Raw genomic sequence first — 24,225 nt, 5'->3', positions numbered from 1 at the left:
GCACAGCCATTGCATCATAAGAGACGCGATGCGGATCGGGAAGCCGGCGCGCAACGCCGCACTCGCGCCTGGCCGCCGGCAGCATGCGAACCGTCAGGAGCCTGTCATCAGATAGTAACGTCCGTTCGCACTGACATTGAAGCCGAAACCGCATTCCATCGGCGAGCCATGCGTCTCTACATCAAGCGTCTCCGGTGCGGAAAGCCTGAACTCGATCAGGCATTTGTCCGCCGCTTTGTTAGCGGGTTTGTCATAAGCCGCGAGGTTGGTGATTCTCGCGGTGGCGTCGAGCGGCGCATCGCCAGCGCCATCGGCCACGGGCACGCGCGCCACACCGTCGTAAAAACGCACGTAGGCCGACAGATTGCCCATGTTCGCGCTGGGCTGACCGTCGGCACCCACCGTGGGATACATGAAGTCGCCGTCGATCCGGTAGATGCCGTGCCGTCCTTTCACCGGCTTGATCTCGATACTGTTCCACGCGCCGAAAAACATATAGCTGACGAAGTGCGCGCCGTTTGGCGGCACCCCGTTCACCACGGCTTTGCCGGCGATCGACTCGAGGCGCTGACGCGCGGCCGCGACGGCGCGACCGAGCAGCGCATCGTCAGGGTACTCGCCGCCACGACTCACCGCGGTCCGGTAGTAGGCGCGTGCATCGGGCAGCGCACCCAGCTTCAATTGCACGTCGCCCTGATGGACCAGCGCCATCGCCACGCGGGCCCGCGCCGAACTGGTGGCTTTCGGCGAGTTCTCCTCGTCGGCCTGCAGGGCGGTGGCTTCTGCGAGCGCGGCTTCCATCTCGACCAGCGTTCGCGCCTCCTTGACGTGCCCGGCTTCGAGCGCGGCCACGCCCAACGCCGCGCATGACGCGTTCGTGCGGCACGGCACGTCTTTGCCCGCCAGCAGGTTGCGCCGATAGAGTTCGGCGCGCGACGCGGTGGCTTGCGTTTGCGCCGCGGCAAGCGCGGGCGCAAGCACAGCAACGGCAGCAGTGACGACAACGGCAGCAGCAGCGACGGTGATTTTGACGTTCATGAGCAAGAGAGGACGGTGGCGACGACGCGTTTCAAAGACGCACTTCAAGCAGCCGTATGCGCCACACGCTGGAGGTGGGTTGCCACGGACGCTGGCCGTGATGCTGACAGAAAACCGGCGATTGCGCGAACCCTCGCACGCGGCCGAAGCGTGTGCTCAATCACGCGAACCAGCGGCAACGCCCGGCTTATGGCGCTTCGTGACGTTTGAGCTCGCGCGGAAGCCAGCATGACGCGCATTCGATATCTCATGCGGCGCGCATCGAAGCGCTTGCCATGCATGCACCCCGGATGATTTTTCACATCGGCAAGCGCGTGTTTGAAACGGCACGCGCACACGAGAACGGCAACACGGACGTGACCTACGTCTACCGGCCCGTTTGCAAGCCGCCCTATGCCTCGGCTTGCACGCCGAATTTCTTACGATACGCGCCTGGGCTCGTCAATGCGATACGGCGAAAGTGCCGTCGCAGTGATTCCTCAGAGCCGAAGCCCGCGAGTTCCGCAACGCGCGTCATGGGCAACGGCGTGGATGCCTCAAGCAGTTCCCGCGCGATCGCCACGCGTTCACGCACCAGCCATTCGTAGGGCGCCATGCCGGTGGCGTCGTGAAACTGCCGCTGCAGCGTGCGCGGACTCATCGCCGCCCGTTCGGCCAGCGACTGCAAGGTGTGCGGCAAAGCCGGATGACGGCGCACCCAGTCCATCAGTTTCGCGAGGCGGCCGCCTTCATCCTGCGGCATCGGCCGCGGCACGAACTGCGCCTGACCGCCCTCGCGATGCGGCGGCACCACGAGGCGCTGCGCGACCCGGTTGGCGACCGCGCTGCCGTGGTCGCGCCGCACCAGATGCAGCAGCATGTCGAGCCCTGCCGCCGATCCCGCCGAGGTGATGATCTGTCCTTCGTCGACATATAACGCGTCCGGCTGCACACGCAGTTGCGGATAACGCTGCTGCAAGGTGTCGGCGTAGCGCCAATGGGTCGTCACGGTTTTACCGTCGAGCACGCCCGCGGCGGCCAGCACGAATACGCCGGAGCAAATCGAACAAAGGCGTGCGCCGCGCTCGTGAGCGGCGCGAATTTTCTTTAGCAGCGGCTCGGGCGGCAGTTCGCCGGCATCGCGCCAGCCGGGAACCACAATCGTGTTGGCGCGATCCAGCAGCTTGAGCGTGTACGGCGCGGTAACGGTAATGCCGCCGGCGGCGCGAATCGGACCAGGCTCACTCGCACATACCGCAAAGCGATACCAGTCCACGCCGAGCTCGGGACGTTCGAGCGCGAACAGTTCGGTCACGCAGCCGAATTCGAACGTACAGAGCCGGTCGTAAGCCAGTGCAACAACGAGATGATTTTGCATGGCGTGATGTTACCGAAGATTGACGATTACGCCACTTATCCGGCAGCTCGGGTACCGCGACAATGAAGGCTCCTGAATCGCCTCGCGATGCCTTCACGCTCACTCTCTACCGGAACCTAGCCATGCCTGATCACACCGCGGCCCCCTCCACCAACCCCGTCACCGCTATCGCCGCTGCCGATAGCGCCGCCGCCGTCGCTCACTTCCAGGCGTCGCTGCAATTCGAAACCGATTGCGCCGACGTCAGCACGGCACTAGCGAGCGGCACGCCCGGCTTCGTGCTGCTCGACGTGCGTAGCCCGGCGCTGTTCGAACAAGGCCACGTGCCGGGCGCGCTGAACCTGCCGCACGGCAAAATCGTGGCGTCGAAGCTCGCGGCCTACCCGCCGGACACGCTCTTCGTCACCTACTGCGCGGGTCCGCACTGCAACGGCGCCGCACGCGGCGCGCTGCGTCTCGCGCAACTGGGACGGCCCGTCAAATTGATGATCGGCGGCGTCACAGGCTGGCTCGACGAGGGGTTCACCCTGGCTTGAAGAACGGTCCAATTACCGCCAGGCCGCAGCCAGACCAGGCGTGATCGAGCCCTATCGCTAACATATTGAAAATTAATTAAATAAACGCCGCGAACTGTCGATAACAGGTTCAGCCGCTTCCCTTTCGCGGTTGGACTTAACATGCAGAGCTCATACAATTTTTGGCTGGTTGCAATCTCGTTCCTCGTCGCGGCGCTAGCGTCCTATACGGCGCTCGATTTGACAGGCCGCATCTTCATGCTGGCATCGGTACGTCTGCGTCGCGCGTGGCGTCTGGGCGGCGCCGCGGCGCTCGGTGTCGGGATCTGGTCGATGCACTTCATCGCGATGCTCGCCTTTTCGCTGCCGATCCCGCTTGGCTACGACTTCGCGACGACCGCTTTTTCGCTCGGCCTCGCGATCGGCGTCTCGTATCTGGCACTGGTTGTGACGACCCAGACACGGCTTACCCCGCTTCGGCTCGTAGCCGGCGGCGTGCTGATGGGCTTCGGCATTGCCGGCATGCACTACACCGGCATGGCCGCCATGCAGATGGCGCCGGGCATCCATTACCGCCCGGCCTGGTTCGCCGCTTCGCTGGTGATCGCGATCGGCGCCTCGACCGCCGCGCTATGGATGGCGCGCGCACTCAGTAACGACGACGAACGCCACGTCGTGCGCAAACGTTTCGGCGCCGCGCTGGTGATGGGCGTGGCAATCAGCGGCATGCATTACACCGGCATGGCGGCCGCCGAGTTTCTGCCCGGCGCCGTGTGCGGCGCGGCTAAGGGCGTGAACGCGGAATGGCTGGCGACCTCGGTGATCCTGTTCACATTTGCGATTCTGATCGTGACGCTGATGTTGTCGCGTTTCGATGCGCGCACCAGCTTCCTGATCGGCTCGGTATCGAAACTGAACGGTCAGATCGTGCGGCTTGCCACGCTCGACACGCTGACCGGCCTGCCCAACCGCAGCACGCTCACCGACCGCATCCAACACGCGATCCATGTTGCGCGCCGGCAGCGTTCGCTGTTCGCCATCCTGTTCATGGATCTCGACGGCTTCAAGACCATTAACGATTCGCTCGGCCACTCGGCCGGCGACGAAGTGCTGTCCGCGTTCGCCCAGCGTCTTCTGCTGTGCGTGCGTGCGAGCGACACCGTCGCGCGTCTGGGCGGCGACGAGTTCGTCGTGCTGTCCGAAAATCTGGATTCACGCGAAGATGCCGGCACGATCGCCGAAGGCGTGCTCGACCGGATGCGCCGTGGCATCTGGACCGACTCGCAGCCGCTGCAGGTGATGCCGAGCATCGGCATCGCGCTCTATCCGCACGACGGCGACAGCGTCGACACGCTGCTCAAACATGCCGACGCGGCCATGTACGAAGCCAAGCGCGCGGGCCGCAGCACCTATCGCTTCTTCGAACAAAGCATGAACGAAGCCGCGACGCGTACGCTGCAAATTCAGAGTGCGCTGCATGAAGCGCTCACCGCCGGACATTTCTCGCTGCACTTCCAGCCGAAGTTCCATGGCAGCGGCGACTCGCTGGCGGGCGCCGAAGCGCTGATCCGCCTGAATCATCCGCAGCTTGGCGCGCTGGCGCCGCTCGAGTTCGTGCCGATTGCCGAGCGCTCCGGCCAGATCGTACAGATCGGCTACTGGGTCATGCGTGAAACCTGCCGGCAGATTCGCCGCTGGGTCGCGCAAGGCCTGCCGTCGATGAAAGTGGCGATCAATCTGTCGCCACGCCAGTTGTCGCAACCGAACCTCGTCCCAACGATGCTCGAGATCGTCAAGGAGGAAGGCGTGCAATGCGGACAGATCATGTTCGAAATCACCGAATCCGTCGCGATGCAGGACGCGCCTAAAACCATCGAAATGATCCGCGAGTTTCAGGCAAGCGGCTTTGAAATCGCCATCGACGATTTCGGCACCGGCTATTCCAGCCTCGCTTACCTGCAGCGCTTTCGCGTCAAGCAACTGAAAATCGACCGCTTCTTCACCAACGGCCTCGACGAGCACGGACCGGAAGGCAGCGCGATCGTCTCCGCAATCATTGCGCTCGCGCACTCGCTGGAGATGGACGTCGTGGCGGAAGGCGTCGAGACCGAATCGCAGCTCGACAAGCTCAAATCAATGATGTGCGACGAGATGCAAGGCTTCCTGCTAGGCAAGCCGCTTAGCGCCGACGATTTCAGTGAACTGCTCCGTGAGAGGATGATGGCGGCATGAGCATCCGGATCCACTCGAAACGCGCAGGGGTGCGCCACGAGGGTGTCCGTCGCCGTGTCCCTCGCTGCGCGACCCCGTTTTACCGATAAGCAGGAACAGACAGATTGGCGGCTGGAGATTTCATGAAAATTGACGTAGCGACGTTCCAAACGGTATGGCTGATTCTGTTTCTGTGCAGCGCCCTGATCACGACGGCGCTTTCGCGCATGTTCGCGCAGGTCGGCGCCTTCCGCTTCTGGGCCATCGGCTTTTATCTGCTTGCCACCGCCACGGCATCGTTCGCGTTGCATAAGATCTGGCCCAATGACCTGCTGATGCTGGCCACCGCGACGCTGGCGTTGCTAAGCCGCATTCTGATCTGGTCGGGCACGCGCGATCTGTTCGGCGCCGCGCCGCGGTGGCGCACCGGCCTTGCCGTCACGGCCGTGTTTGCCGTGCTGCATGGGAGCATGCTGGCATTGAACGCGCCGCTGGGCGCCCGCGCCTTGCTGCTGGCGCTGTTTTTTCTGCCGTGTCGCGCGGCGACGCTGTATGAAGTGTGCCGCCGGCGCCGTCCGCATCTCGGGCCGGCACGTGTGCTGGTGGTCGTGGGCAGCATCATCGCGATGCTCAATGTCATCGTGCCGCTCCTGCTGGTCCTGCTGGACCGGGCCAATATGACACTGTTCTACGGCAATCCTCGCACCACCTCGGCGCTGTACGCGGTGGTGTTTGCAGGCGATCTGCTGTTGACCGTCGGCTTGATCGTGCTGGCCTTGCGCCAGTTGGTCACCGAACGCGACATGCTCGCCACGCTCGACCGCGGCGCGCTGGAACATCTCGCCGGAGCACGGCAAATGCGGGCTCTGCGCGATTCGCGGCTGCCACGCGGCGACGTGCTCGGTCACGACACGTCCACGCAACGCCAGTCACTGCCGGGAGCGATTTGACGCGGCGCGCGGGCCGCTTGCGAACCCCTGTTGGCGGCGCATTGGCCCGTTTATGACTTTAGCCGCCGGTCAGGCGCTCGTTAAGCGCTAATTGGTCGCGCATTAGCCACTCATTGATCGCTCATTAACGGATTAACCGGCCTTGCGTTCCTCTCGCGCGCTATCGGCCACTTCGACGAGCATCGGCGTCGCAATCTGTACAGCTTCACGCCTCGCCAGCTTGCCGTCCACCGAGGCGCCGCAATCCATCCGCAACTGCTGGTAGTAGATGTTGCCGGTCACGTGCGCGCCGCTTTGCAACTCGACAAAGTGATCGGCGATCACGTCGCCGATTATCCGGCCGTTGACCACCACGTCATAGCCATGCACGTTGCCCTCGATCGAGCCGCGCTCGCTCAATACCAGCAGCGTCTGCGCACCCGGCTCGCCGCTGACGTTGCCGGTCACGTGGCCGTCCATGCGCAGGCCGTCGCTGAACAGGAGGTCGCCCGTGATCCGCACGTCATGGGCGATGAGTGTGGCGAGCTTCGTCTGCTGGATACCCGCGTGCTTTTTCTTGCTGAACATAAATACCTCGTGAAAATGAAAATGTTCGTCGCGCGATGCCGTCCGGGCGACGATCCGGGGTGTTGTTGGCTGGTTGTTGCCTCGTTGTTGTTGCCTGATTGTTCCTGCCCGGTTGCCGGGTCATCCGCTTGCCGGGTCATCGGGGTGTTGCGCCGCATACCCGTCAGTCAGCGGCGCGGCTCGGATGGCTTCGCTTTGCTCTGGCCGCGCAGAAACTGCAGTTCGGCATTCAATCTCGCGACATCGGCGGCGGCGCCATCCGCGGTTTTCTGCACCGCGGCGCGCGCCGCCGATTCCTGCGCCAACGCAAGCCGCGCGCGGGCTAGCTCCCTCTGTTCGCTGCCTTCATCCGCGGGCGCCGCAGTGCATTGAAGCGCCGGTGTGCCGGCGCGCTGCGCGTGCCAAGCCACAACGGCCGCCGCGCCGCCAGCCGCGCTGAGCGCGCACACCAAAACCCACAGGGCCGCGCGAAAACCCGGCGAGCGTGCGGGTTGCAACGTGTAGGCGCGCTGCGTCAGACGGCCCGCATCGCGGGAGAGGCGTCGCTCAACCATGGGGCGGGGGCGCGAACAGCGCAAGGTAAGCGGCCGGGTTGACCGGCGCGCCGTTGACCAGTACTTCGAAATGCAGATGCGGCCCGGTGGAGCGGCCGGTGGAACCGACGTCGGCGACATACTGGCGCGGCAGCACCAGATCGCCGACATGCGCAACGATGCGCGACGCGTGGCCGTAACGGGTCACGAGGCCGTTGCCGTGATCGATTTCGACGCAGTTGCCATAGCCCGATTTCTCACCGGCGAAGATGACCCGGCCGCCTGCTGCCGCGAGAATCGGCGTACCGGTTCTGGCGACCAGGTCGACGCCCGGATGAAAACTCAAACGATGGGTGAACGGATCGGTGCGGTTGCCGAACGGTGAGCCGAAGCGCGCGCCGTCGGCGGGCATGCGGCCGGGGAAGGCGGCGTAGGCGATCGCGTGGTCGGCGGTCTGCTGCTCGAGCGCGGACAGCGTCGCCGCGATGCAATCCAGTTGTTGCCGGGTGCGCGCGGCATCGGCATGACCGGCCGCTTGCGGCATGACATCCGTACAGCGGCGCGGCGGTAAAGACGGACCGCCCTCGCCGTCGGTTGCGGACAGGTCGGGTTCGGAGGCGGCGCCCGGGGTTGCCGGGATGGCCGGGGTAGCTGAAGTAGCCGGTGCGCGCGGCGCCGGCCGCGGTGTATTCAGACGTGTTTCGAAATCGCGCAACGCGTCGACCTGCAGCGTCAGGCGCGCGATGCGCGGTTCGATCTGCGCCACGGACGCGTTCAGCTTGCCGAGCTGATCAATCGCATAGTCGTGCTCGACACGGTTCGCCACTTGCTCGCCGGCGGCGTCGTGTGCCGGCCAATGCATGCCGATCGCGATGCCTGCGGCGAGCGCCAGCGCCGCCGCGCCGAACGCGGTCGCAACCACGATGGTCAGCACGGTGCGGCGCGTCACGAAACTGACCGGCCCGCTGGAAAACCTGCGGCCGGCGCCAAACATGGAGGACATCAGCAGCTCCCGGCACGCGCCATAAGGCGCGCGCAAGGCAGCGTACGGGCGACGCAGGACGCGTTCAACACGCGCGGTGTGTTGAACGCGCCACGCGTGTTGAACAGGCAAAAACGAGACGGGAAATCGGCGAACGGGACTGACTGCATGCGACATCAACCGGACAACTTACCGGTTGCGATAATGGACAAAGGGGGCCGATTATCGCCTGGCATCACGAACCATCATCTCAAATACAAAGGGCAGTTGACGAGTCCGCGCTCATGCTCACCGTGCCGCCAGACGCGGCTCGTTCCGATCAAACCTGTCCAGCTCACACAGCCGTGCAACCAGCGCATCGCTGGCACGCGTCATCGGCATGCGCAAGCCGTCGCGTATCAGGCCTTGCGCTGCAAGCAGCGCCTTCACCGGCGCCGGGTTCGGCTCGGCAAACAGCGCCTGGATCAATGGCGCGAGCTCATGAAAAATACGCCGCCCTTCGTCGAGGCGGCCCGCCGATAACGCACGATACAGCGCGACGAACCGCTCCGGCCGCAGATGCGCGGAAGCCGCGATCGCCCCGCTGCCGCCCAGGCACAGGGTGTTGAACAGATTGATGTCCTCGCCGGTCAGCACCTGCAGGCGGCCATCGCGAATCAGCGCGAGCGTGGTGTCGAGCGAACCGGCGCAATCCTTCACCGCCTGAATTCGTGGATGCGCGGCCAGCGTCAGGAGCGTGTCGAGTTCGAGCCGCACACCGGTTCGATAGGGAATGTCGTACAGCACGACAGGCTTCTCGCTCGCCTCGGCAAGCGCCATGAAATGCCCGACGATGCCCGCCTGCGAAGGCCGGATGTAGTACGGCGCGGCTATCAGCACGCCGGCGATCGGCAATGCGTTCAGTTGCCCGATGCGCGCCTGCATGCTCGCCGTGTGATTGCCCGACACGCCGACCAGCACGGGCAGCGCTCGCGCGTTCGCGCCTTGGCCGGCGGTCTGCGCTTCGTCGAGAATCGTCGCCAGCACGGCGTGCTGCTCGGCGTCGTCGAGCGCGGCTGGCTCGCCGGTCGTGCCGAGTGCGACCAGCCCGGCAATGCCCGCGTCGGCATAGCGGCGCACCAGCGCGCGCAGCGCGGCGTGATCCACCTCGCCGTCGGCGAATGGCGTGATGAGCGGAACCCAGATACCCGAAAAAATAGACATGTTTTTACCTCGATGACGACCGTATCGATTCCGATCAGCGGTGCGAGGGAGGAAAAACAGGGAATGCCGCAGGGGGCGTTGACCGGCTGTTCCGTCGCAACATCTGACGGAACAGCGGCTCCGGTCAGATGAGCGGCTGTTTTTTGGCTTTGGCGTTGACGTTCTCGAGATTCGCGCGTGCGGCCACGACGCTCGCAGAAGCGAGACGTGCGGCGGTTGACGAGCAGGGTCGGAACGTTTGGCCGGAATGCATGACACGCAGTTTAACCGCGTCCGGCGCGAGTTGGCAAAGCGGGCCGGCCAAACTCGCAAAATTGCTTGACTTCTGCAACAGGGAAACTAATATACGCACCGCGTACATAGCCGATACGCAGCCCTTTCCCGACAGGTGCCCGCATGAGCGTCCCACAACAAGCCTTCCTACGCGACGCGATGCGTCGCATGAACATGACCCGCGAAGCGTTCGCGAGCCGTATCGGCGTGTCGCGCCGCGCACTCGACACGTGGCTGCTGCCGGACGATTCGCAGGAATCGCGCGCCATGCCGGAGATCGTGGAGCGTTTCGTGTCGGAAATCGTGGTGCATGGCGAACCAGGCGAAAAGCATACGCAAAGCGTAGACTCGCAGTCGCTTGCCAGCCAGATGCTGTTCGAGGGCAAACCGCAACTGCTGTCCGTCGATCAATTCTCGCGCGACTCGGTCGAAGCGCTGTTTCGCGTCGCCGACATCATGCAGCCGATCGCACGGCGCCGTAAAATCTCGCGCGTGCTCGAAGGCGCGGTACTCGGCAATCTGTTTTTCGAGGCCAGCACCCGGACCCGCGTGAGCTTCGGCGCGGCGTTCTGCCGGCTCGGCGGCTCAGTGTGCGACACCACCGGCTTCACGTTTTCGTCGATGGCCAAGGGCGAGTCGATTTACGACACCAGCCGCGTGATGAGCGGCTACGTGGATGCGCTGGTGATCCGTCATCCGGAGCAAGGCTCGGTGGCCGAATTCGCGCGCGCCACCAACGTGCCGGTGATCAACGGCGGCGACGGCCCCGGCGAGCATCCGAGCCAGGCTCTGCTCGACCTGTACACGATCCAGCGCGAGTTCTCGCGCCTGGGCAAGATTGTCGACGGGGCGCATATCGCGCTGGTCGGCGATCTGAAATACGGCCGCACGGTGCATTCGCTGGTCAAGCTGCTGGCGCTCTATCGCGGCATCAAGTTCACGCTGATCTCGCCGCCCATGCTCGAAATGCCGAGCTACATCATCGAGCAGATTTCACGCAACGATCATGTGATCGAGCAGACTCACGATCTGACCGCCGGCCTGCGCGGCGCCGACGTGGTGTACGCCACGCGCATTCAGAAAGAGCGCTTCACCGACGAATCGTTCGAAGGCTACACGCCGGATTTCCAGATCAATCAGGCGCTGATGGACAGCGTATGCGGTGCCGACACGTTGATCATGCACCCGCTGCCGCGCGACAGCCGGCCGGGCGCGAACGATCTGAGCGTCGACCTGAATCACGATCCGCGGCTGGCGATTTTCCGGCAGACCGATAATGGCATTCCCGTGCGGATGGCGATTTTCGCGGTACTGCTGGGCGTCGAAAAGCTGGTCCAGCATTCGATGCGCGACGCCGCGTGGCGCCCGCCCGCTTACCTCGGTCCGGACGACGCGGTGTTTCACGGCATCGATTGATCGCCTGCCGATCGACTGAGACCGTCCGATGCAAAGCGGCCTTGCTGTGAACCAGCAACGCCGCTTTTTTTTACGCTGCCGCAAGCAGGTCCGATCAGGCCGAGCGGGTCGTTACACGCTCAACCCCACGCGTGCTGCGACTTGCCGTCCACCACCGTGCATTGCAAGCCGGACATACGGCCGGCCGCGTCGATTGCCGCCTCCAGCTCGGCAAACGGGTACGACTTCAACTCGACCGCATCGAGTGCGATCTGGCCGGATGCGACCATCGAAATCAACGCGAGATAGTCAGCGCGCGTGTACATGAATTGGCCGATCAACTCCCAGTTGTTCTGCAACATCTCCCGGTACGTAATCGGCAAATCCACTTGCATGCTGCCCATCAGCACGAGCCGGCCGCCGCGGCGCAGGCTGCGCAATGTGGCGAGCGTTGCGTTCGCATCGGTCGCGTGGCCGACCATATCGAAGCCGAGGTCCACGCCGCCACCGCTGGCGGCACAAATCGCCGCCGTGTCTTGCGCGACGTCGCCGGTCAGTACGACGGGCACCACACGCCCGCGGCCTTGCTCGACCAGCGCTTGCAGCGGCTCCAGCCGACGGCCTAGGGCGACCACCTTGCTCGCGCCGAGCGCCAGCGCCGCGATCACGGCCGCCGAGCCGAAGTAACCGCTCGCGCCGTTGACCGCCACCGTCTCGCCCGCCGATAGCCGGCCGCGCCTCAGGCCGCCGAACGGCACCGCGAATTTGCCCAGCACCGCAAGACGGGCGGCGTCGATCTGATCCAGACCATCCAGCGCGACGACGGTCGAGGCCGGGAATTCGGCCAGTTCGCGCAACGTGCCGTGCGGAAAGTCAGCCATCAACGCGCCGCTGTCGGCGCTGATGGCGGTGAGCCCCAGTAGCGCCTGTGCGGGTTCGCGCACCGTTTCATCGGCAATCAGGTACGGATTCACGGCGACCCGTTGGCCCGCGCGGAATGCCACCACACCCTCGCCGACCGCGACGATCCGGCCGACACCATTGGTACCGGGCGAAAACGGCCCCGGCGGGCACGCATAGCCCAACTTCCCTTCCACATAGTCACGCGTGTAACTCAGCAGCGGCACCGACTCCATCCGCACCAGCACGGCATTACGGCGCGGCTGCGGTTGCGGCACTTCACGCAAGGCCAGCGCCTTGCCGGGTTCATCGAGCATCCAGGCTTTCATCTTGGTTGTCCTTCAGTTCGTTTCGGTGCTTGAACTGTAGAAGCGCGGTACGTATTCTTGAAATCAATTACTCATATGTGACCCATCAACATGATTGATCTCCGTGGCATCGATCTGAACCTGCTGGTTTCGCTCGACGCGCTGCTTGCCGAGTCGAACGTCACGCGGGCGGCGGAGCGGCTGCATCTGACCCAACCGGCCGTCTCCACGCAGCTTGCGCGCTTGCGGCAGATCTTTGGCGATCCGCTGTTGCTGCCCGCCGAAACCGGCCGTGGCATGACACGCACGGCGCGGGCGCTGGAGTTGATGACGCCGCTGCATGCCGCGCTGAAAAATCTCGAAGCCGTGGTGCGCCACCAGTCCGCATTCGATCCACTGAGCGACACGCGGCGCTTCGCGATCGCCGCGCACGACAACGCCACCGCGGTGCTCGGCATGCGCCTGATGGAGCGCTTGCCCGCCCTCGCGGGGCCTGGCGTGCGCGTGGCGTTCGTGATGGGCGATCAGCCCATCACCGCATCGCGACTCGAGAACGGCGAGATCGATCTGCTGCTCGGTTCCGACCGGATGATTCCGCCGTCGATGAAAGCCCGCAAGCTCTACGACGAGCATTTCGTATTCGTGCAGCGCAAGGGACACCCGCGCGGCACCGCTCCGCTCGATCTCGACGCTTACTGCACACTCGATCACGTGCTGGTGTCGACCAGCGGCGGCAGCTTTCACGGTTTCATGGACGAGCATCTCAACGAACTCGGCCGCGAGCGGCACGTCGCGCTGTCGGTCCAACACTTCACGCTGGTGCCGGAACTGCTATCAAAAACCGACTATGTGTCGACACTGCCGTCGCGCTTCGCGGCACGCTACGCCGATCGGCTCGATACCTTTGCGCTGCCGTTCGACGCACGCGGCTTCACGTTGTATGCGGCGTGGCATCCACGCAACCAGGCCGATCCGGCGCTCGTGTGGCTGCGGGAAACGCTGGCTGAGCTCGCCGCGCAGTAGGACGCCGGGTGTGTACGCCGCCCCTTTTGGCCAGAAGGGCTCAATCGCCCGCTACTCGTACCGATCGCGCCGCAGAAACAAATTCACCTCTGCGCAGAGTCACTAAATTCTCGCATTTCCCCTCCATTTTCCCCGATTGATCCGCCAATTCCATCTGCCGGCCCACGCATGCCACCCCGCACCCCGAGATTTTATGTTGAGAACGCTTCTCAATTACAAGCGGATTGCATAGAATGCACGCCGAAAACACTTTGTAATAAACATGACATGCCCGGGTAAGGAACAGCTTCTCTACCCGGCCGCCTGCACTCAACAACGGGGATAAAAATGAAGTTGCGGTCCGACGAACCGAAGCTCGGCAAAATCAGCACGACGCTGTGCGGCATGCTGGCGGCAGGTCCCGCCCTCGCGCAAGGCACGCCCGGCACCACGCCGCCCGACAAGGAAAACCAGTTCGCGCCGATTGCCGTGCAAGGTCAACTGGATGACGGCTTCAAGACCGATCATTCGGCGTCGGTCAAATTCACGGCGCCGCTGGTCGATACGCCGAAGTCGGTCACCGTGATTCCGCAGGAGTTGATCAGGAGCACGGGCGCCTCGACTTTGACCGAAGCGTTGCGCACGGTGCCGGGCATCACCTTCGGCGCCGGCGAAGGCGGCAACCCGCTCGGCGACCGGCCCTTCATTCGCGGCTACGACGCTCAGGGCAGCACCTTCGTCGACGGCATGCGCGACATCGGCGCGACCACCCGTGAAGTGTTCAACATCGAAAGCGTTGAAGTGACCAAGGGTTCGGACGGCGCCTACGGCGGCCGCGGCGGCGCGGGCGGCAGCATCAACCTGATCACCAAGACCCCGCATCTGGGCAATTCCGCCGATGGCAGCGTCGGCCTCGGCACTGATCGCTACCGCCGCTTCACCGCGGACGGCAACTGGCAGATGGCCGATCATGCGGCGTTCCGCCTGAACGTGATGAGCCACAACAACGACGTGGCCGGCCGCGATGCGGTCAATAACGAACGCTGGGGCATCGCGCCGTCGTTCACCTACGGTCTCGGCACGCCTACCCGCGTCACGGCGAGCTACTATCATCTCTCGACCGACGACCTGCCCGACAGCGGTATTCCGTACTTCTACACAACTACCAACAAACCGGCCAACGTCGACACGATCTATCCGGCCAATGTGGACCGCCACAACTTTTACGGCCTGATCGACCGCGATTTCCGCAAGACGACTTCGGACGTCGGCACGGTGCGTATCGAACACGACATCAACAGCAACCTGACGATCCGCAACACCACGCGTTATACGAAGTCCACCCAGGACTACATCTGGACGCAGCCGGACGACAGCCAGGGCAACGTCGTCAACGGCATGGTGTGGCGCCGCGCGAACACGCGTGCCAGCGACGTCTACAGCCTCGCGAACCAGACCGAACTGTTCGGCGAGTTCAGGACCGGCTTCCTGAAGCACAGCTTCACCACCGGCCTCGAACTGTCGCGTGAAACCAGCGTGAACGATTCGTACACCGTGGCCGCCGCCAACGGTGCGATCTGCAGGACCAACGGTATCGGCGCGGCGTCGGGCTACAACTGCACGAGCCTGTGGTCGCCGAATCCTAACGACCCGTGGGCCGGTTCGGTCAAGCAGACCAACGATCCGAGCGAGCAGCGCACCGTCACCAAATCGCTGTACGCGTTCGATACGATCGAACTCACCAAACGCTGGCAGGCCAACGTCGGCTTGCGGGTCGACGATTATTCGACCGATTTCCGCAATACAGTAGCCAACGGCGGCAAGCGCACCTCGCGCGACGACACGCTGTTCAACTATCAGTTCGGCCTAGTCTTCAAACCGGCGTCCAACGGCAGCATCTATGCGTCGATTGCAACCTCGTCGACGCCGGCCGGCGCCTTGCTCGGCCAGGGCAGCGAGACGCAGTCGCTGACGCCGGGCCGCGGCGGTGTCGGTGCGAACGCGGATCAACTCGCCCCGGAAAAAAACCGCAGCATCGAACTCGGCACCAAGTGGAATGTGCTGAACAACCAGCTCTCGCTGACCGGCGCGCTGTTCCAGATCGATACGACCAACGCCCGCGTCACGCTGCCGAACAACGAATACGCGATGGTCGGCAACAAGCGTGTGCAAGGCTTCGAATTCGGCGTAGCGGGTAAGCTGACCAACAAGTGGCAAGTGTTCGGCGGCTACACGTACATGAAGAGCCAGTTGCGCGACAACGGCAAGACCACGTCGGATAACGGCCATCAGTTCCCGAATACGCCGAAGAACAGCATCAGCCTGTGGACCAACTACGACGTGCTGCCGAAGTTCACGATCGGCGGCGGCGCGTTCTACATGTCGCAGGTGTACGGCGACACGGCGAATCTGCGTGCGGTGCCCTCTTACTGGCGCTTCGACGGCATGGCCACGTACCGGATCAACAAGAAGGTCGATCTGCAATTGAACGTGCAGAACATCTTCAACCGTACGTATTACGACCAGGCGTACCCGGCGCATTACGCGTCGATCGCACCCGGCCGTTCCGCCTTCCTGACGCTCAACGCGCACTACTAGGCAACGCATGATGGAACAGGTGACGCTGAAGGCGCTGGCGAGCGTGTCGCATGACGAACTCGCCGCGATCCTCTCCGGGCCGCCTGCCCACGCCGCCGCGTGGGTAGCGGCTGCCGCGCACAACGGCATCGTCGAAGCGCAGGCGGTGTACGGCCAGTATCTGCTCGACGGTCACGGCGTGGAACGCAATGCCGAAGAAGCGTTGACGTGGTTCAGGCACGCGGCCCGGCAGGATCATCCGATGGCGATGAACATGCTGGGCCGCTGCTACGAACACGGTTGGGGAACGGCCGCGTGCGCGCCGGTAGCCGTGTACTGGTATCGGCTCGCGGCCCAGGCGGGACTCGACTGGGGTATGTACAACTACGCGTCGGCGCTGGCGCTAGGCCATGGTGTGGAGTGCGACCGGGCGCAGGCGCTGCAGTGGTTCCGGCGCGCCGCCGAGACAGGGCACGTGAAGTCGCTCAACTATATCGGCAGCTTTTACGAAGACGGCTGGGCCGTCGATGCCGACGCAGGCATCGCGCTCGACTATTACCGGCGCGCCGCGGTGGGCGGCGACTTTCGCGGCCAGTTCAACTATGCGCGGCTGCTGGCCACGCGCGGCGAGATCGACGCCGCACTCGGATGGTTGCGGCGCGTGCCGATGACGGCAACGGCGGCGTTCGTCGAGAAAATGCGGGCATGGCTGGCCGCTTCGCCAGTGGCTGCATTTCGTGCCCTCGCTGAGGAGATCAATGAAGAGGTGCACGCATGATGTTGCATCTGCAGGGCGTACTCAGCAAACAACAGGTCGCGCAATGCCGTGAAATTCTCGACGCGGCGCAATGGATCGACGGCAATGCGACGTCCGGCGAACAGTCGGCGCAGGCCAAGCGCAACCAGCAATTGCCCGAAGGCTCCGCGGTCGCGCGCGCGGTGGGCGATGCGATTCAGGACGCACTCGGGCGCAATCCGCGGTTCTTTTCCGCTGCTTTGCCGCTGAAAGTATTTCCACCGCTGTTTAACCGCTATGCAGGCGGCGACGGTTTCGGCACGCATGTGGACAACGCGATCCGCCAGCTACGTGGCACCGACTTCCGCATTCGCAGCGATCTGTCGGCCACGCTCTTTCTTGCCGAGCCGGACACTTACGACGGCGGCGAACTCTGCATCGAAGACACCTATGGTGTGCATCGCGCGAAGCTGCCGGCGGGCGATATGGTGCTCTACCCCGCTTCGAGCCTGCATCACGTGAGCCCGGTGACGCGCGGTGTGCGGATCGCGTCGTTCTTCTGGATTCAGAGCATGGTGCGCGATGACGGCGAACGCGCCATGCTGTTTCAACTCGACAACGACGTGCAGCGCCTCGCTGCCGAGAAGGGTTCGAACGATCCGACAGTGGTGAGTCTTACCGGCATTTATCACAATCTGCTGCGCCGCTGGGCTGATGCGTAGCAGACGATGCAGGCGTCGGCGATAGAAGTGTGAGGTTAGCCCGGAAATTTTCACCGAGTCTGTATTTTCGAAACGGGAACTACACAGCGCACGCGTTCTCGAAGAAAAGAGTCAGTGATTCGCAGCGTGAAACCTCATTGCTCGGTTGCCGAAGCGTCCCGCGCAAGTTGCTTTGCTCGCACGAACGCCGATATAGTTACCCATTGCGATTACACATCGACGGACATTGCCTGCTGCGAGGCGACGAGCTTCGGCGGTGGATCGCATTTACAGATGCACAGATCATCGCTCAGCGCCGTGCGGCGTCCGTCTGGTCCGGGCATCGTCAGACGTTGGCCGTCGCATTTGATCTTCCCCGTTGAGTTGCACGCTGGACACACAACGTCATCGCCCTCGTGCGCGATATGCCGACCACTCAACGAGAGCGCAGTCGGCTGTGCACGAACCGTTCCGGATACTGTCGTGTGATCGCCGTCGAGAATCAGATATCGCTTCACAATTTGCCTACCTGTTATCGGAACATCGCGTCTGATCGATGTACGCGACCAGTTCCCACGCCACCGTCGCAACCTGCTGACGTGTACCCATCATGCGGTCGAGGAATGCAAGCGTGCGCGGTTCATGCACGACCAGCGAGGGCAATGTAACGCCCTTGAGGAACCGCCGCTGCGAATCCCCCATCTGCCCCGCTTCGAGCTTCGCGTGCCAAACACCATCTTCGGGGCAAATTTCACCCGTGCTCGCGAGGGTCCCAATCGGTACGCGGGCTGCGACCTTCGAGGGTTCGTCGGCCTGTGATGTCTTGTTCGAGAAACCCGATAGCGGCAGACCGGTCGCCGGGTCGAGGTGCTTCGCCTTTGCCATCTGGTCGATTGTTTCGTCAGATGGCTTTTTCGGTGGCACGGCTGCATCCTGCTCTTTTTGCCACTGGAACGTACCGTCCCACGCTGGGAGTTTCGCGGGCGGCAGCGGAACGATCTTGTCGATGTCCGGGACCTTGGGGTTGCGACCGTCGTTGCTGTCGAGGAACTTGCCAATCAAGCCATAGCGGCGAGTACGTTCTGCATCAGGCTTAACGTCGATCGCATAGAGCTCATTCTTTCCAGATTTCTCATCAAAGGCATACTGGAGTAGGAACGCCGACTGACTACTTCCCGCCTTGGCGCTACTTTGAAAAGCCTCAGCCGCTTCGACAAACTTTCGATTGAGTTGAAAAGCCACGCCCAGATCGTTACCTGCGGCAGCGTATCCTTGAGCAGACGCACATTGAAACATTTGTAGCGCAATGTCCGGCGCTGCATCAGCGGGGTTGAGTAAATTCGCAACATAGTATTGCGCATCTGGATTTCCCAAATCTGCTGCTTTGCGTATGTAACGCCTAGCCGCGTCGTCGTCGCGTTTGACGCCGTAGCCATTCAGCAGGTAGTGCCCGATATCGTAGTAGCCGCTCGGCACACCTGCTTTGATGAGTTGTTCAGCCAGATCAACGCTTTCCTTTTCTGGATCGGGTGACGACGCCGATCCAGATGAAATCAGGATTTGCAGATTGTGGTTCGCCTTGTAATGTCCATACGCCGCTGCAATCCGATAGTAACGCGCGATGTCGTTGAAATCCTTCGGCCCCTCTTTCTTCTCAAGATATCGTCCGTACTGAAAGAGTTCTTCCGATTCGGGATCGAGCGGCGGCAGATGATCAGCTTCGTGCGTACACGTGAAGGCAAGTTTCAGGCGTACTGCGCTAACGTCAGGCAACGGGTCCATGGCATTCTCGTTTTTCGAACAGGCAGATAGCAGGCATACAACAGACAATGCAACGAGCGATCTATGCATGATCAATCTAGTTTGCTCCGTTTTGTCGTGTCGGTTCGAAACGCAATCAAAGATGCCAAAGGCGACTGTTTCTTGCTATCCATTCGTTTTTTGTTGCTTGTGATGATCCCGCTCCAAGCCTTGAATGCTTCCTCAATATTGTCGCCGATGGCCTGTGCGTTATTTGCGTCCGAGTCCGACTGTCCTCCTTGATAACTGACTGAACCGTTCCTTGTATGAATAGTCCACAACCGCTTCCGGAGCGCATTCGTCACGTCGCCATGCTCATGGCAGATGTTCAATTCGCTATCGACTTCCATACTCCGCGTGTTGATGTTAGCCGAGCCGTGCGTGAGGAACACATCATCGATGACCATGATCTTGCTATGTACATAGGTGTTCGTCCAGTTTCCTGCCGGAGAGTCAGGCGCAACCAACGTGCAGATTAGCGTTTTCAGCCCGGTGATATCACTCGGAACAACTGGCCCGCTCTTATTGGCACTGATCTTCCCGTTTACGGCATCCAGTTGCTGCTGCAAATCCTTCTTGCGTGCTTCGCTCCTGGCAAAAAATGGCGCATTCTGTGTGGCCGTGCCGGTGCCATATGCTCTCACGGTCTGCTCACTGCCATCGATGTCGTCTATCTGCGACTGGAGACTGCTTTTCTGCTGTTGCAGTGCGTCGTCGCGTTCCGCCTTCGTTACGTCTGGCATCGTATCCGCATGTCCAAGCGACTCCATCATGCGATACGTCGAAACCTGTCCGTTTTCCAGCGCATCGTCGCTGGAATTGGTCACGACAAACAGATATAGCGTCCCATCCCTGCCGGTGTCCCGTCCCCATGCAAGTTGTTTATTGACGGCGGCCTTGATCTGATCGACCAGCGGTGGCCAGCGAAAATACTGGTTCTCGATATACATGAAGCGGGACGTATTGTTCGTCACCTGCTTGTACATCGACCGGATATCCCGGCGATTCTCGGCTTTCTGCGACTGTGTGCGCAGGATTTGCGCCATCACAGGAGTGCCCTTGTCCTGTCGGACGGTGAGCCGCGATGCCAGCGCCTTGCGCGGCGTAATCAGGTCGACTTTCGTGGTGTGCTGCCACGCACGGCAGAAGTTCACGTTCAGATGTTCAAGGATCGGACCAGTGACGCACGCGGACATGTCCTGCCTCGGCGTTGCGCCATTGCGTCCGAAGCGCGGATGCATCCGCGCAAACGAATGTTTATCGTCGTCCCAATAGGCGTCGAGCGTGTTGTGCCCCATGACGAAGCCCACCGCGTGTTCCGGCGCGTCGTAGTCCACCATCACCATTTTCTGGTGATGTGACGGTTCGCCACCAAAGCCGACCGTGACCGCTTCCTCGTTGAGATTTTTATCATCGCGGAAACGTGATTCCCGCCACATGATTTCCCAGCGGTCCTTCAACGAGAAATCCCGCGTCGCCATTTCCACGCACGGGAACCCCTGTAAGGCGACGACCTGTGCGGGATCAGGTGGCGGCAATCCCGCCGTGTGTCGCGCCCGTAATTCCGCTGCCCACTTGTTTCTCGCATCCTCCCATTGAGGTCCGATACCCGGGGCTGTCGCATGCCGATACCACTCGCGGTCATATTCCCGCTCCGCATTGTTCTCGTTCTGTGTAAAAAAGTGCCTCCACCAGGTCAGGCCCGGGGTCGAATTCTCGGACATCTGCGCGATACCAAGGGAATCCGCCCAACACAGAACCCGGACCCGCACGCCTTGCAAGCCCTTTGTGATGAGCAGATCACCGATATTCATCGACGCACCGCGATCACCGCGCTTGAAATACATCGAAGGCTGAAAGCCCCAGCAGATAATATCGACGCTGAATCTTGCTGCATTAATGGCGTCGTAGACCGCACTGAATGCTTCCTCACCGTTTACGAGCGGCTTGTAGGAGCATGGTAGCGGATGAAATTCGACAGGCCTGTTCTCGTCGGTAAAGTCCACGAACCAAGGCGAGCATACTGTCGCAGTGGATGTCTGGTTCTGTGCAAGCGGTGTCGTGATTGGCGCGCCGGTCATGCGTCGTCTCCTGATGACGGATTGAGCAGGTCGCTGTAGCGTTGTCGATGCTGAGCGCGGTCACCGGGTGGGGTGACATCCGTCGCACTGCCATTCTCGTGAAACTGGAATCCCTGATTCGCCAGCGCCCCATTGCCAGCGTCCCGGTAATCGGCCGGGACAGGGATTTCGTGCTTGACGCCGCTTGCCATCTCAAGCGTATATTTCTGCGTGGTGACGTGATGGTCGATGGGTAATTGCCCGGTGCTGTCGAATACACCCTGCTTCACCAACGCACCGTCCGCATAGAGCTTGTACGGCATGCCGACCGGCACGACGTTCGTCGCGGAAGGTGACGCCATCGTGTTCAGGGTCAGTCGCCGCGTAGGCATGTCCTTGAACGCCGGGTTCGTCACATCCATCCGCGTCGGTCCACTGAACGGGAAGTCTGCCCCCTTGAAGTCGATCTTGCCCGGTGCGTGAATCTCGATGTTGCCGTCCTTGATGCGGATGTATGCACCTCCAGAGGTCAGCAGGATTTCCTGCTGGGCAGCGGCCTGAATACTTTCCGTGGCGGATACAAACAGCAGCGATTTCTGCGCGGTCAATTCGACATTGTCGGCATGCGCCTGCACCTGAATCTTCCCCTTCCCCGCGAACAGCTTCATCCCTGCGTTCTGCACGAATAGGCTCAGTTTCTGCGTGACGCTTGCCACCAGCGATTTACCTGTCGCAATGTGCGTGCTCTGGGCGCTCACCAGATTGATATGCTGGTCCGCCGCGACGTGCGTCGACTTCTGTGTCGACAGTGCAATACCCGCAGGCGCGGCAAACAGTATCACGGGCTGCGTGAACGCGTTCGCGCTACCGGTTCCCCCACCTGCCGTGTTGCCACCACTACCCGTCGCGCCCGCTTCGCTGTGCTGGGTCGTATCTGTAAAAACCTTCAACGCGTCGCGCCCTTCCTTCAGACTCTCGGCCTGCGCGCTATCGCTAGCCTGCGACAGTCCTTCAATGACACTTTCCGAGCTGATTAACTGATTGCTGGCCTGACGCGCATCGAGAGGCTGGCTGACGACAAGGTGCGTCGATACGTACAGCCCACGTCCTGCGCGCAGTGCACCGTATGCTTCGGAACTCAGATCGAAGCCGCTGCCGAGGAAGTTGCCGCGCGTGTTGGCGGTATGATCAATCAGATAGCCGAGGTGAAGTTGAGCATTGGTGCTTGAACTGTATAGCTGAACGCGGTTCTGGCCAGTCGCGTCGTCCATCACCATCTGATTGAAACCGCTTCCCGAAAATTCCTTTGAGCGAAATCCCGAGAGCAGCCCGTTCGAATGCCATTGCGGTTTCGCTGCGCCGTTGTACACGCGATACAGCGCAATGGGTCGGTCAATGTCGTTGCCGATATAGCCGATTATCAGTTCCTCACCTGCACGTGGCATGTGCACGCCGCCATAACCATCACCCGTATCAGACTGCACCACGCGCACCCAGCACGATGCCCGCTCATCGCCCTCATTGATCCGGTCCCACACGAACAGCACCTTGACCCGGTTCAGTTCGTCGGTATACGCCTCCTGACCTTTCGGACCGGCGACAATGGCCGACTCCAGTTGCGCTTCGGGCTTGCGGTGTTCGAACGGGCTGCGGTACGGCACACCCGTACGCTGCGCTTCGACGGAAACCCGGTAAAACCCTGTGGAGCCGTCACCATGGGCAACACTGAACAGCTTGCCCGGATCGTCGGCGCGAGCCTGCGTGAGTTGATTGCTCAGGCTGTGCGGGTAATTCGTTTCGTGTCCGGAAAGCGGGAGATTGTTCTCGATGGCCCATTCAACCTCGATGGCCGCAAATTCACGCTGATCGTCCGAATCCTGATCGTGTACAGGATGACCGGCTATCATAAAACGCCGCCCTGCGTCGATTGCGCGCAAACCGCCTGCGCCATGAAAGCGCTTCGCCTGCGACTCCCATTCCTGCATGCGGATTGTCGACAAGTGATCGCCGCGCCCCTGTTCCCGATAGGTATAGCCGCCCGTATATTCGTAGACTTCAGTCTGTGCTGGTAGCACCCCCTGATTCGCCATCGTGGGAATCGCTGTCGCCTTCGGATTGAATGGCGTCGGCGGATTCTTGTAGTCGAACGTGCGTGTCGACAACAGAACAGATTGCAGCGTCCGCGTGCCCGACCACTGCATCAGTGCATCGGCCTCGCTGTTCACGCCCGCACGATAGAACCCGACCGTCTGCGGCGAGAGCGGTTCGAGCGTCTGGAGGCGGTCGGTAATCACCAGTGTATGCGATTTGCCGTCACTCGCCTGCTGCCAGATACCGTAAAGCCCCTCTGACTCCAGCAGCCGGTGCACGAAATTCCAGTCAGTCTCACACTGCCGACAATACGAGCGCATGGGCAGCGGTTTCGACAGTGCGAAGCGGAACATCCCGCGCGCCTGCGGGTGCTCGTTGAATACGTCCGAAATGATCGCGTCGGCGCTTTTATCCTGCCAGTGTTTCTGGTCGCGGCGGAATTGCAGGAAATGCATCCATGAGGAAAACGCAAGCTGGTACGTGGTCAGACTACCTTCGCTTCCCAACCGGCGTGCCGTATGCACATAACCGTGATGCGGGAGATACGAGCCATCCGTTTGCTGTATCCACAGCGTGACGGCCTGCGCGATCAGTGTCTTGAGCTGGACATCGCCCGACGTGGATACACAGTCGAGCATGAAAAGATAATCACGACCGATGCGCGAGCGACCGATGACCCGATGCGGCAGGAGGACGTTATTTCCTGCCGTTGTATCCAGTTTCAGAAGGCGGTCCTGCTGTGACAGCCCGCCTGTTATCGCCCCGATCACATCCCGCACGCCCATACCGCCTCTCATCGTTCCCGCCGGTTCGCGCGATTTTACGTATGACGATAGTATGAAGGCAATTGGACAAGTGTGATAATTTGCAAAAAGAAACGCCAGCTTAATGCAACATGAATATTCTGGTGGATACCGAATCTCCGAGAGATTAACTCCATATATGCCAGCGCCTGAACTGGCAATATTCGCCGCCCTTTATAGCGTGAATAGTGTCAAGCAATTTCGCCTGCCCGGTCACGGCGTG

The 24,225-nt window shown here is 61.9% G+C and carries 19 protein-coding genes; 8 read left to right on the top strand and 11 right to left on the bottom strand.

Going from position 1 to position 24,225, the window contains the following annotated elements; all coding sequences use genetic code 11:
* Positions 1-93: 93 nt before the first annotated feature.
* Complete coding sequence (locus HWX91_RS35210) at positions 94-1,038, bottom strand: hypothetical protein (RefSeq protein ID WP_028200282.1); 945 nt, start codon at positions 1,036-1,038, stop codon at positions 94-96.
* A gap of 391 nt (positions 1,039-1,429) precedes the next feature.
* Positions 1,430-2,395, bottom strand: coding sequence for a transcriptional regulator FtrA (gene ftrA / locus HWX91_RS35205; protein ID WP_025527590.1), 966 nt, complete (start codon positions 2,393-2,395; stop codon positions 1,430-1,432).
* Between the two features lie 122 nt (positions 2,396-2,517).
* On the opposite strand from ftrA, the gene HWX91_RS35200 reads away from it, so the two are divergent.
* From HWX91_RS35200 to HWX91_RS35190, 3 genes are all read left to right on the top strand, one after another.
* The gene (locus HWX91_RS35200) at positions 2,518-2,931 is read left to right on the top strand and encodes a rhodanese-like domain-containing protein (protein ID WP_028200283.1); all 414 of its coding nucleotides are present in this window, start codon (positions 2,518-2,520) and stop codon (positions 2,929-2,931) included.
* A 141-nt stretch (positions 2,932-3,072) separates the two neighbouring features.
* Positions 3,073-5,142 (top strand): putative bifunctional diguanylate cyclase/phosphodiesterase, encoded by a 2,070-nt coding sequence (locus tag HWX91_RS35195; protein ID WP_028200284.1) that lies wholly within the window; start codon positions 3,073-3,075, stop codon positions 5,140-5,142.
* A gap of 122 nt (positions 5,143-5,264) precedes the next feature.
* The gene (locus HWX91_RS35190; protein WP_028200285.1) at positions 5,265-6,071 is read left to right on the top strand and encodes a hypothetical protein; all 807 of its coding nucleotides are present in this window, start codon (positions 5,265-5,267) and stop codon (positions 6,069-6,071) included.
* Positions 6,072-6,203: 132 nt separating this feature from the next.
* Here the strand turns inward: HWX91_RS35190 and HWX91_RS35185 are convergent, their stop codons facing one another.
* From HWX91_RS35185 to dapA, 4 genes are all read right to left on the bottom strand, one after another.
* Positions 6,204-6,638, bottom strand: a complete 435-nt coding sequence (locus tag HWX91_RS35185; RefSeq protein WP_028200286.1) for a bactofilin family protein — start codon at positions 6,636-6,638, stop codon at positions 6,204-6,206.
* Between the two features lie 167 nt (positions 6,639-6,805).
* Positions 6,806-7,192 (bottom strand): hypothetical protein, encoded by a 387-nt coding sequence (locus tag HWX91_RS35180; RefSeq protein WP_028200287.1) that lies wholly within the window; start codon positions 7,190-7,192, stop codon positions 6,806-6,808.
* Positions 7,185-8,174: a M23 family metallopeptidase gene (locus HWX91_RS35175; RefSeq protein WP_025647584.1), complete on the bottom strand. Its 990-nt coding sequence runs from the start codon at positions 8,172-8,174 to the stop codon at positions 7,185-7,187. Before HWX91_RS35175 ends, HWX91_RS35180 begins: the two co-directional genes overlap by 8 nt.
* A gap of 267 nt (positions 8,175-8,441) precedes the next feature.
* Positions 8,442-9,356: a 4-hydroxy-tetrahydrodipicolinate synthase gene (gene dapA, locus HWX91_RS35170; RefSeq protein WP_028200288.1), complete on the bottom strand. Its 915-nt coding sequence runs from the start codon at positions 9,354-9,356 to the stop codon at positions 8,442-8,444.
* Positions 9,357-9,752: 396 nt separating this feature from the next.
* Here dapA and HWX91_RS35165 point away from each other — a divergent pair, with 396 nt between their 5' ends.
* Complete coding sequence (locus tag HWX91_RS35165) at positions 9,753-11,045, top strand: aspartate carbamoyltransferase (protein WP_025647588.1); 1,293 nt, start codon at positions 9,753-9,755, stop codon at positions 11,043-11,045.
* A 119-nt stretch (positions 11,046-11,164) separates the two neighbouring features.
* Here HWX91_RS35165 and HWX91_RS35160 read toward each other — a convergent pair whose 3' ends face one another.
* Positions 11,165-12,253 carry a zinc-binding dehydrogenase gene (locus HWX91_RS35160; protein WP_028200290.1) on the bottom strand — a complete coding sequence of 363 codons (1,089 nt, stop codon included), beginning with the start codon at positions 12,251-12,253 and terminating at the stop codon, positions 11,165-11,167.
* 90 nt (positions 12,254-12,343) lie between these two features.
* Between HWX91_RS35160 and HWX91_RS35155 the strand changes: the two genes are divergently transcribed.
* The 4 genes from HWX91_RS35155 to HWX91_RS35140 all read left to right on the top strand — a co-directional run bounded on the left by HWX91_RS35155 (position 12,344) and on the right by HWX91_RS35140 (position 17,269).
* Positions 12,344-13,255, top strand: coding sequence for a LysR family transcriptional regulator (locus tag HWX91_RS35155; RefSeq protein WP_042277268.1), 912 nt, complete (start codon positions 12,344-12,346; stop codon positions 13,253-13,255).
* Positions 13,256-13,582: 327 nt separating this feature from the next.
* Positions 13,583-15,832, top strand: coding sequence for a TonB-dependent receptor (locus tag HWX91_RS35150; protein WP_028200292.1), 2,250 nt, complete (start codon positions 13,583-13,585; stop codon positions 15,830-15,832).
* A 10-nt stretch (positions 15,833-15,842) separates the two neighbouring features.
* A complete protein-coding gene (locus HWX91_RS35145) occupies positions 15,843-16,589 on the top strand; it encodes a tetratricopeptide repeat protein (RefSeq protein ID WP_028200293.1) in 747 nt (248 codons plus the stop codon).
* A complete protein-coding gene (locus HWX91_RS35140) occupies positions 16,586-17,269 on the top strand; it encodes a Fe2+-dependent dioxygenase (RefSeq protein WP_028200294.1) in 684 nt (227 codons plus the stop codon). Before HWX91_RS35145 ends, HWX91_RS35140 begins: the two co-directional genes overlap by 4 nt.
* Positions 17,270-17,478: 209 nt before the next feature.
* Here the strand turns inward: HWX91_RS35140 and HWX91_RS35135 are convergent, their stop codons facing one another.
* Genes HWX91_RS35135 through HWX91_RS35120 form a run of 4 tightly spaced genes read right to left on the bottom strand, consistent with a single transcriptional unit; the run spans position 17,479 to position 23,984 of the window.
* Complete coding sequence (locus tag HWX91_RS35135) at positions 17,479-17,766, bottom strand: PAAR domain-containing protein (RefSeq protein ID WP_028200295.1); 288 nt, start codon at positions 17,764-17,766, stop codon at positions 17,479-17,481.
* A gap of 7 nt (positions 17,767-17,773) precedes the next feature.
* Positions 17,774-19,099 carry an SEL1-like repeat protein gene (locus HWX91_RS35130; protein WP_221306907.1) on the bottom strand — a complete coding sequence of 442 codons (1,326 nt, stop codon included), beginning with the start codon at positions 19,097-19,099 and terminating at the stop codon, positions 17,774-17,776.
* 2 nt (positions 19,100-19,101) lie between these two features.
* Entirely contained in the window at positions 19,102-21,129 is a 2,028-nt protein-coding gene (locus tag HWX91_RS35125; protein WP_028200297.1) for a phospholipase D-like domain-containing protein, read from the bottom strand.
* Entirely contained in the window at positions 21,126-23,984 is a 2,859-nt protein-coding gene (locus tag HWX91_RS35120) for a type VI secretion system Vgr family protein (protein WP_102857518.1), read from the bottom strand. The genes HWX91_RS35125 and HWX91_RS35120 overlap by 4 nt, the downstream gene beginning before the upstream one ends.
* Positions 23,985-24,225 lie beyond the last annotated feature (241 nt).

It is taken from the genome of Paraburkholderia fungorum (assembly GCF_902833645.1).
Lineage (GTDB): Bacteria > Pseudomonadota > Gammaproteobacteria > Burkholderiales > Burkholderiaceae > Paraburkholderia > Paraburkholderia fungorum.
Note: the sequence above shows the minus strand (reverse complement) of the source record. Positions and strands in the feature narration are given on the sequence as shown.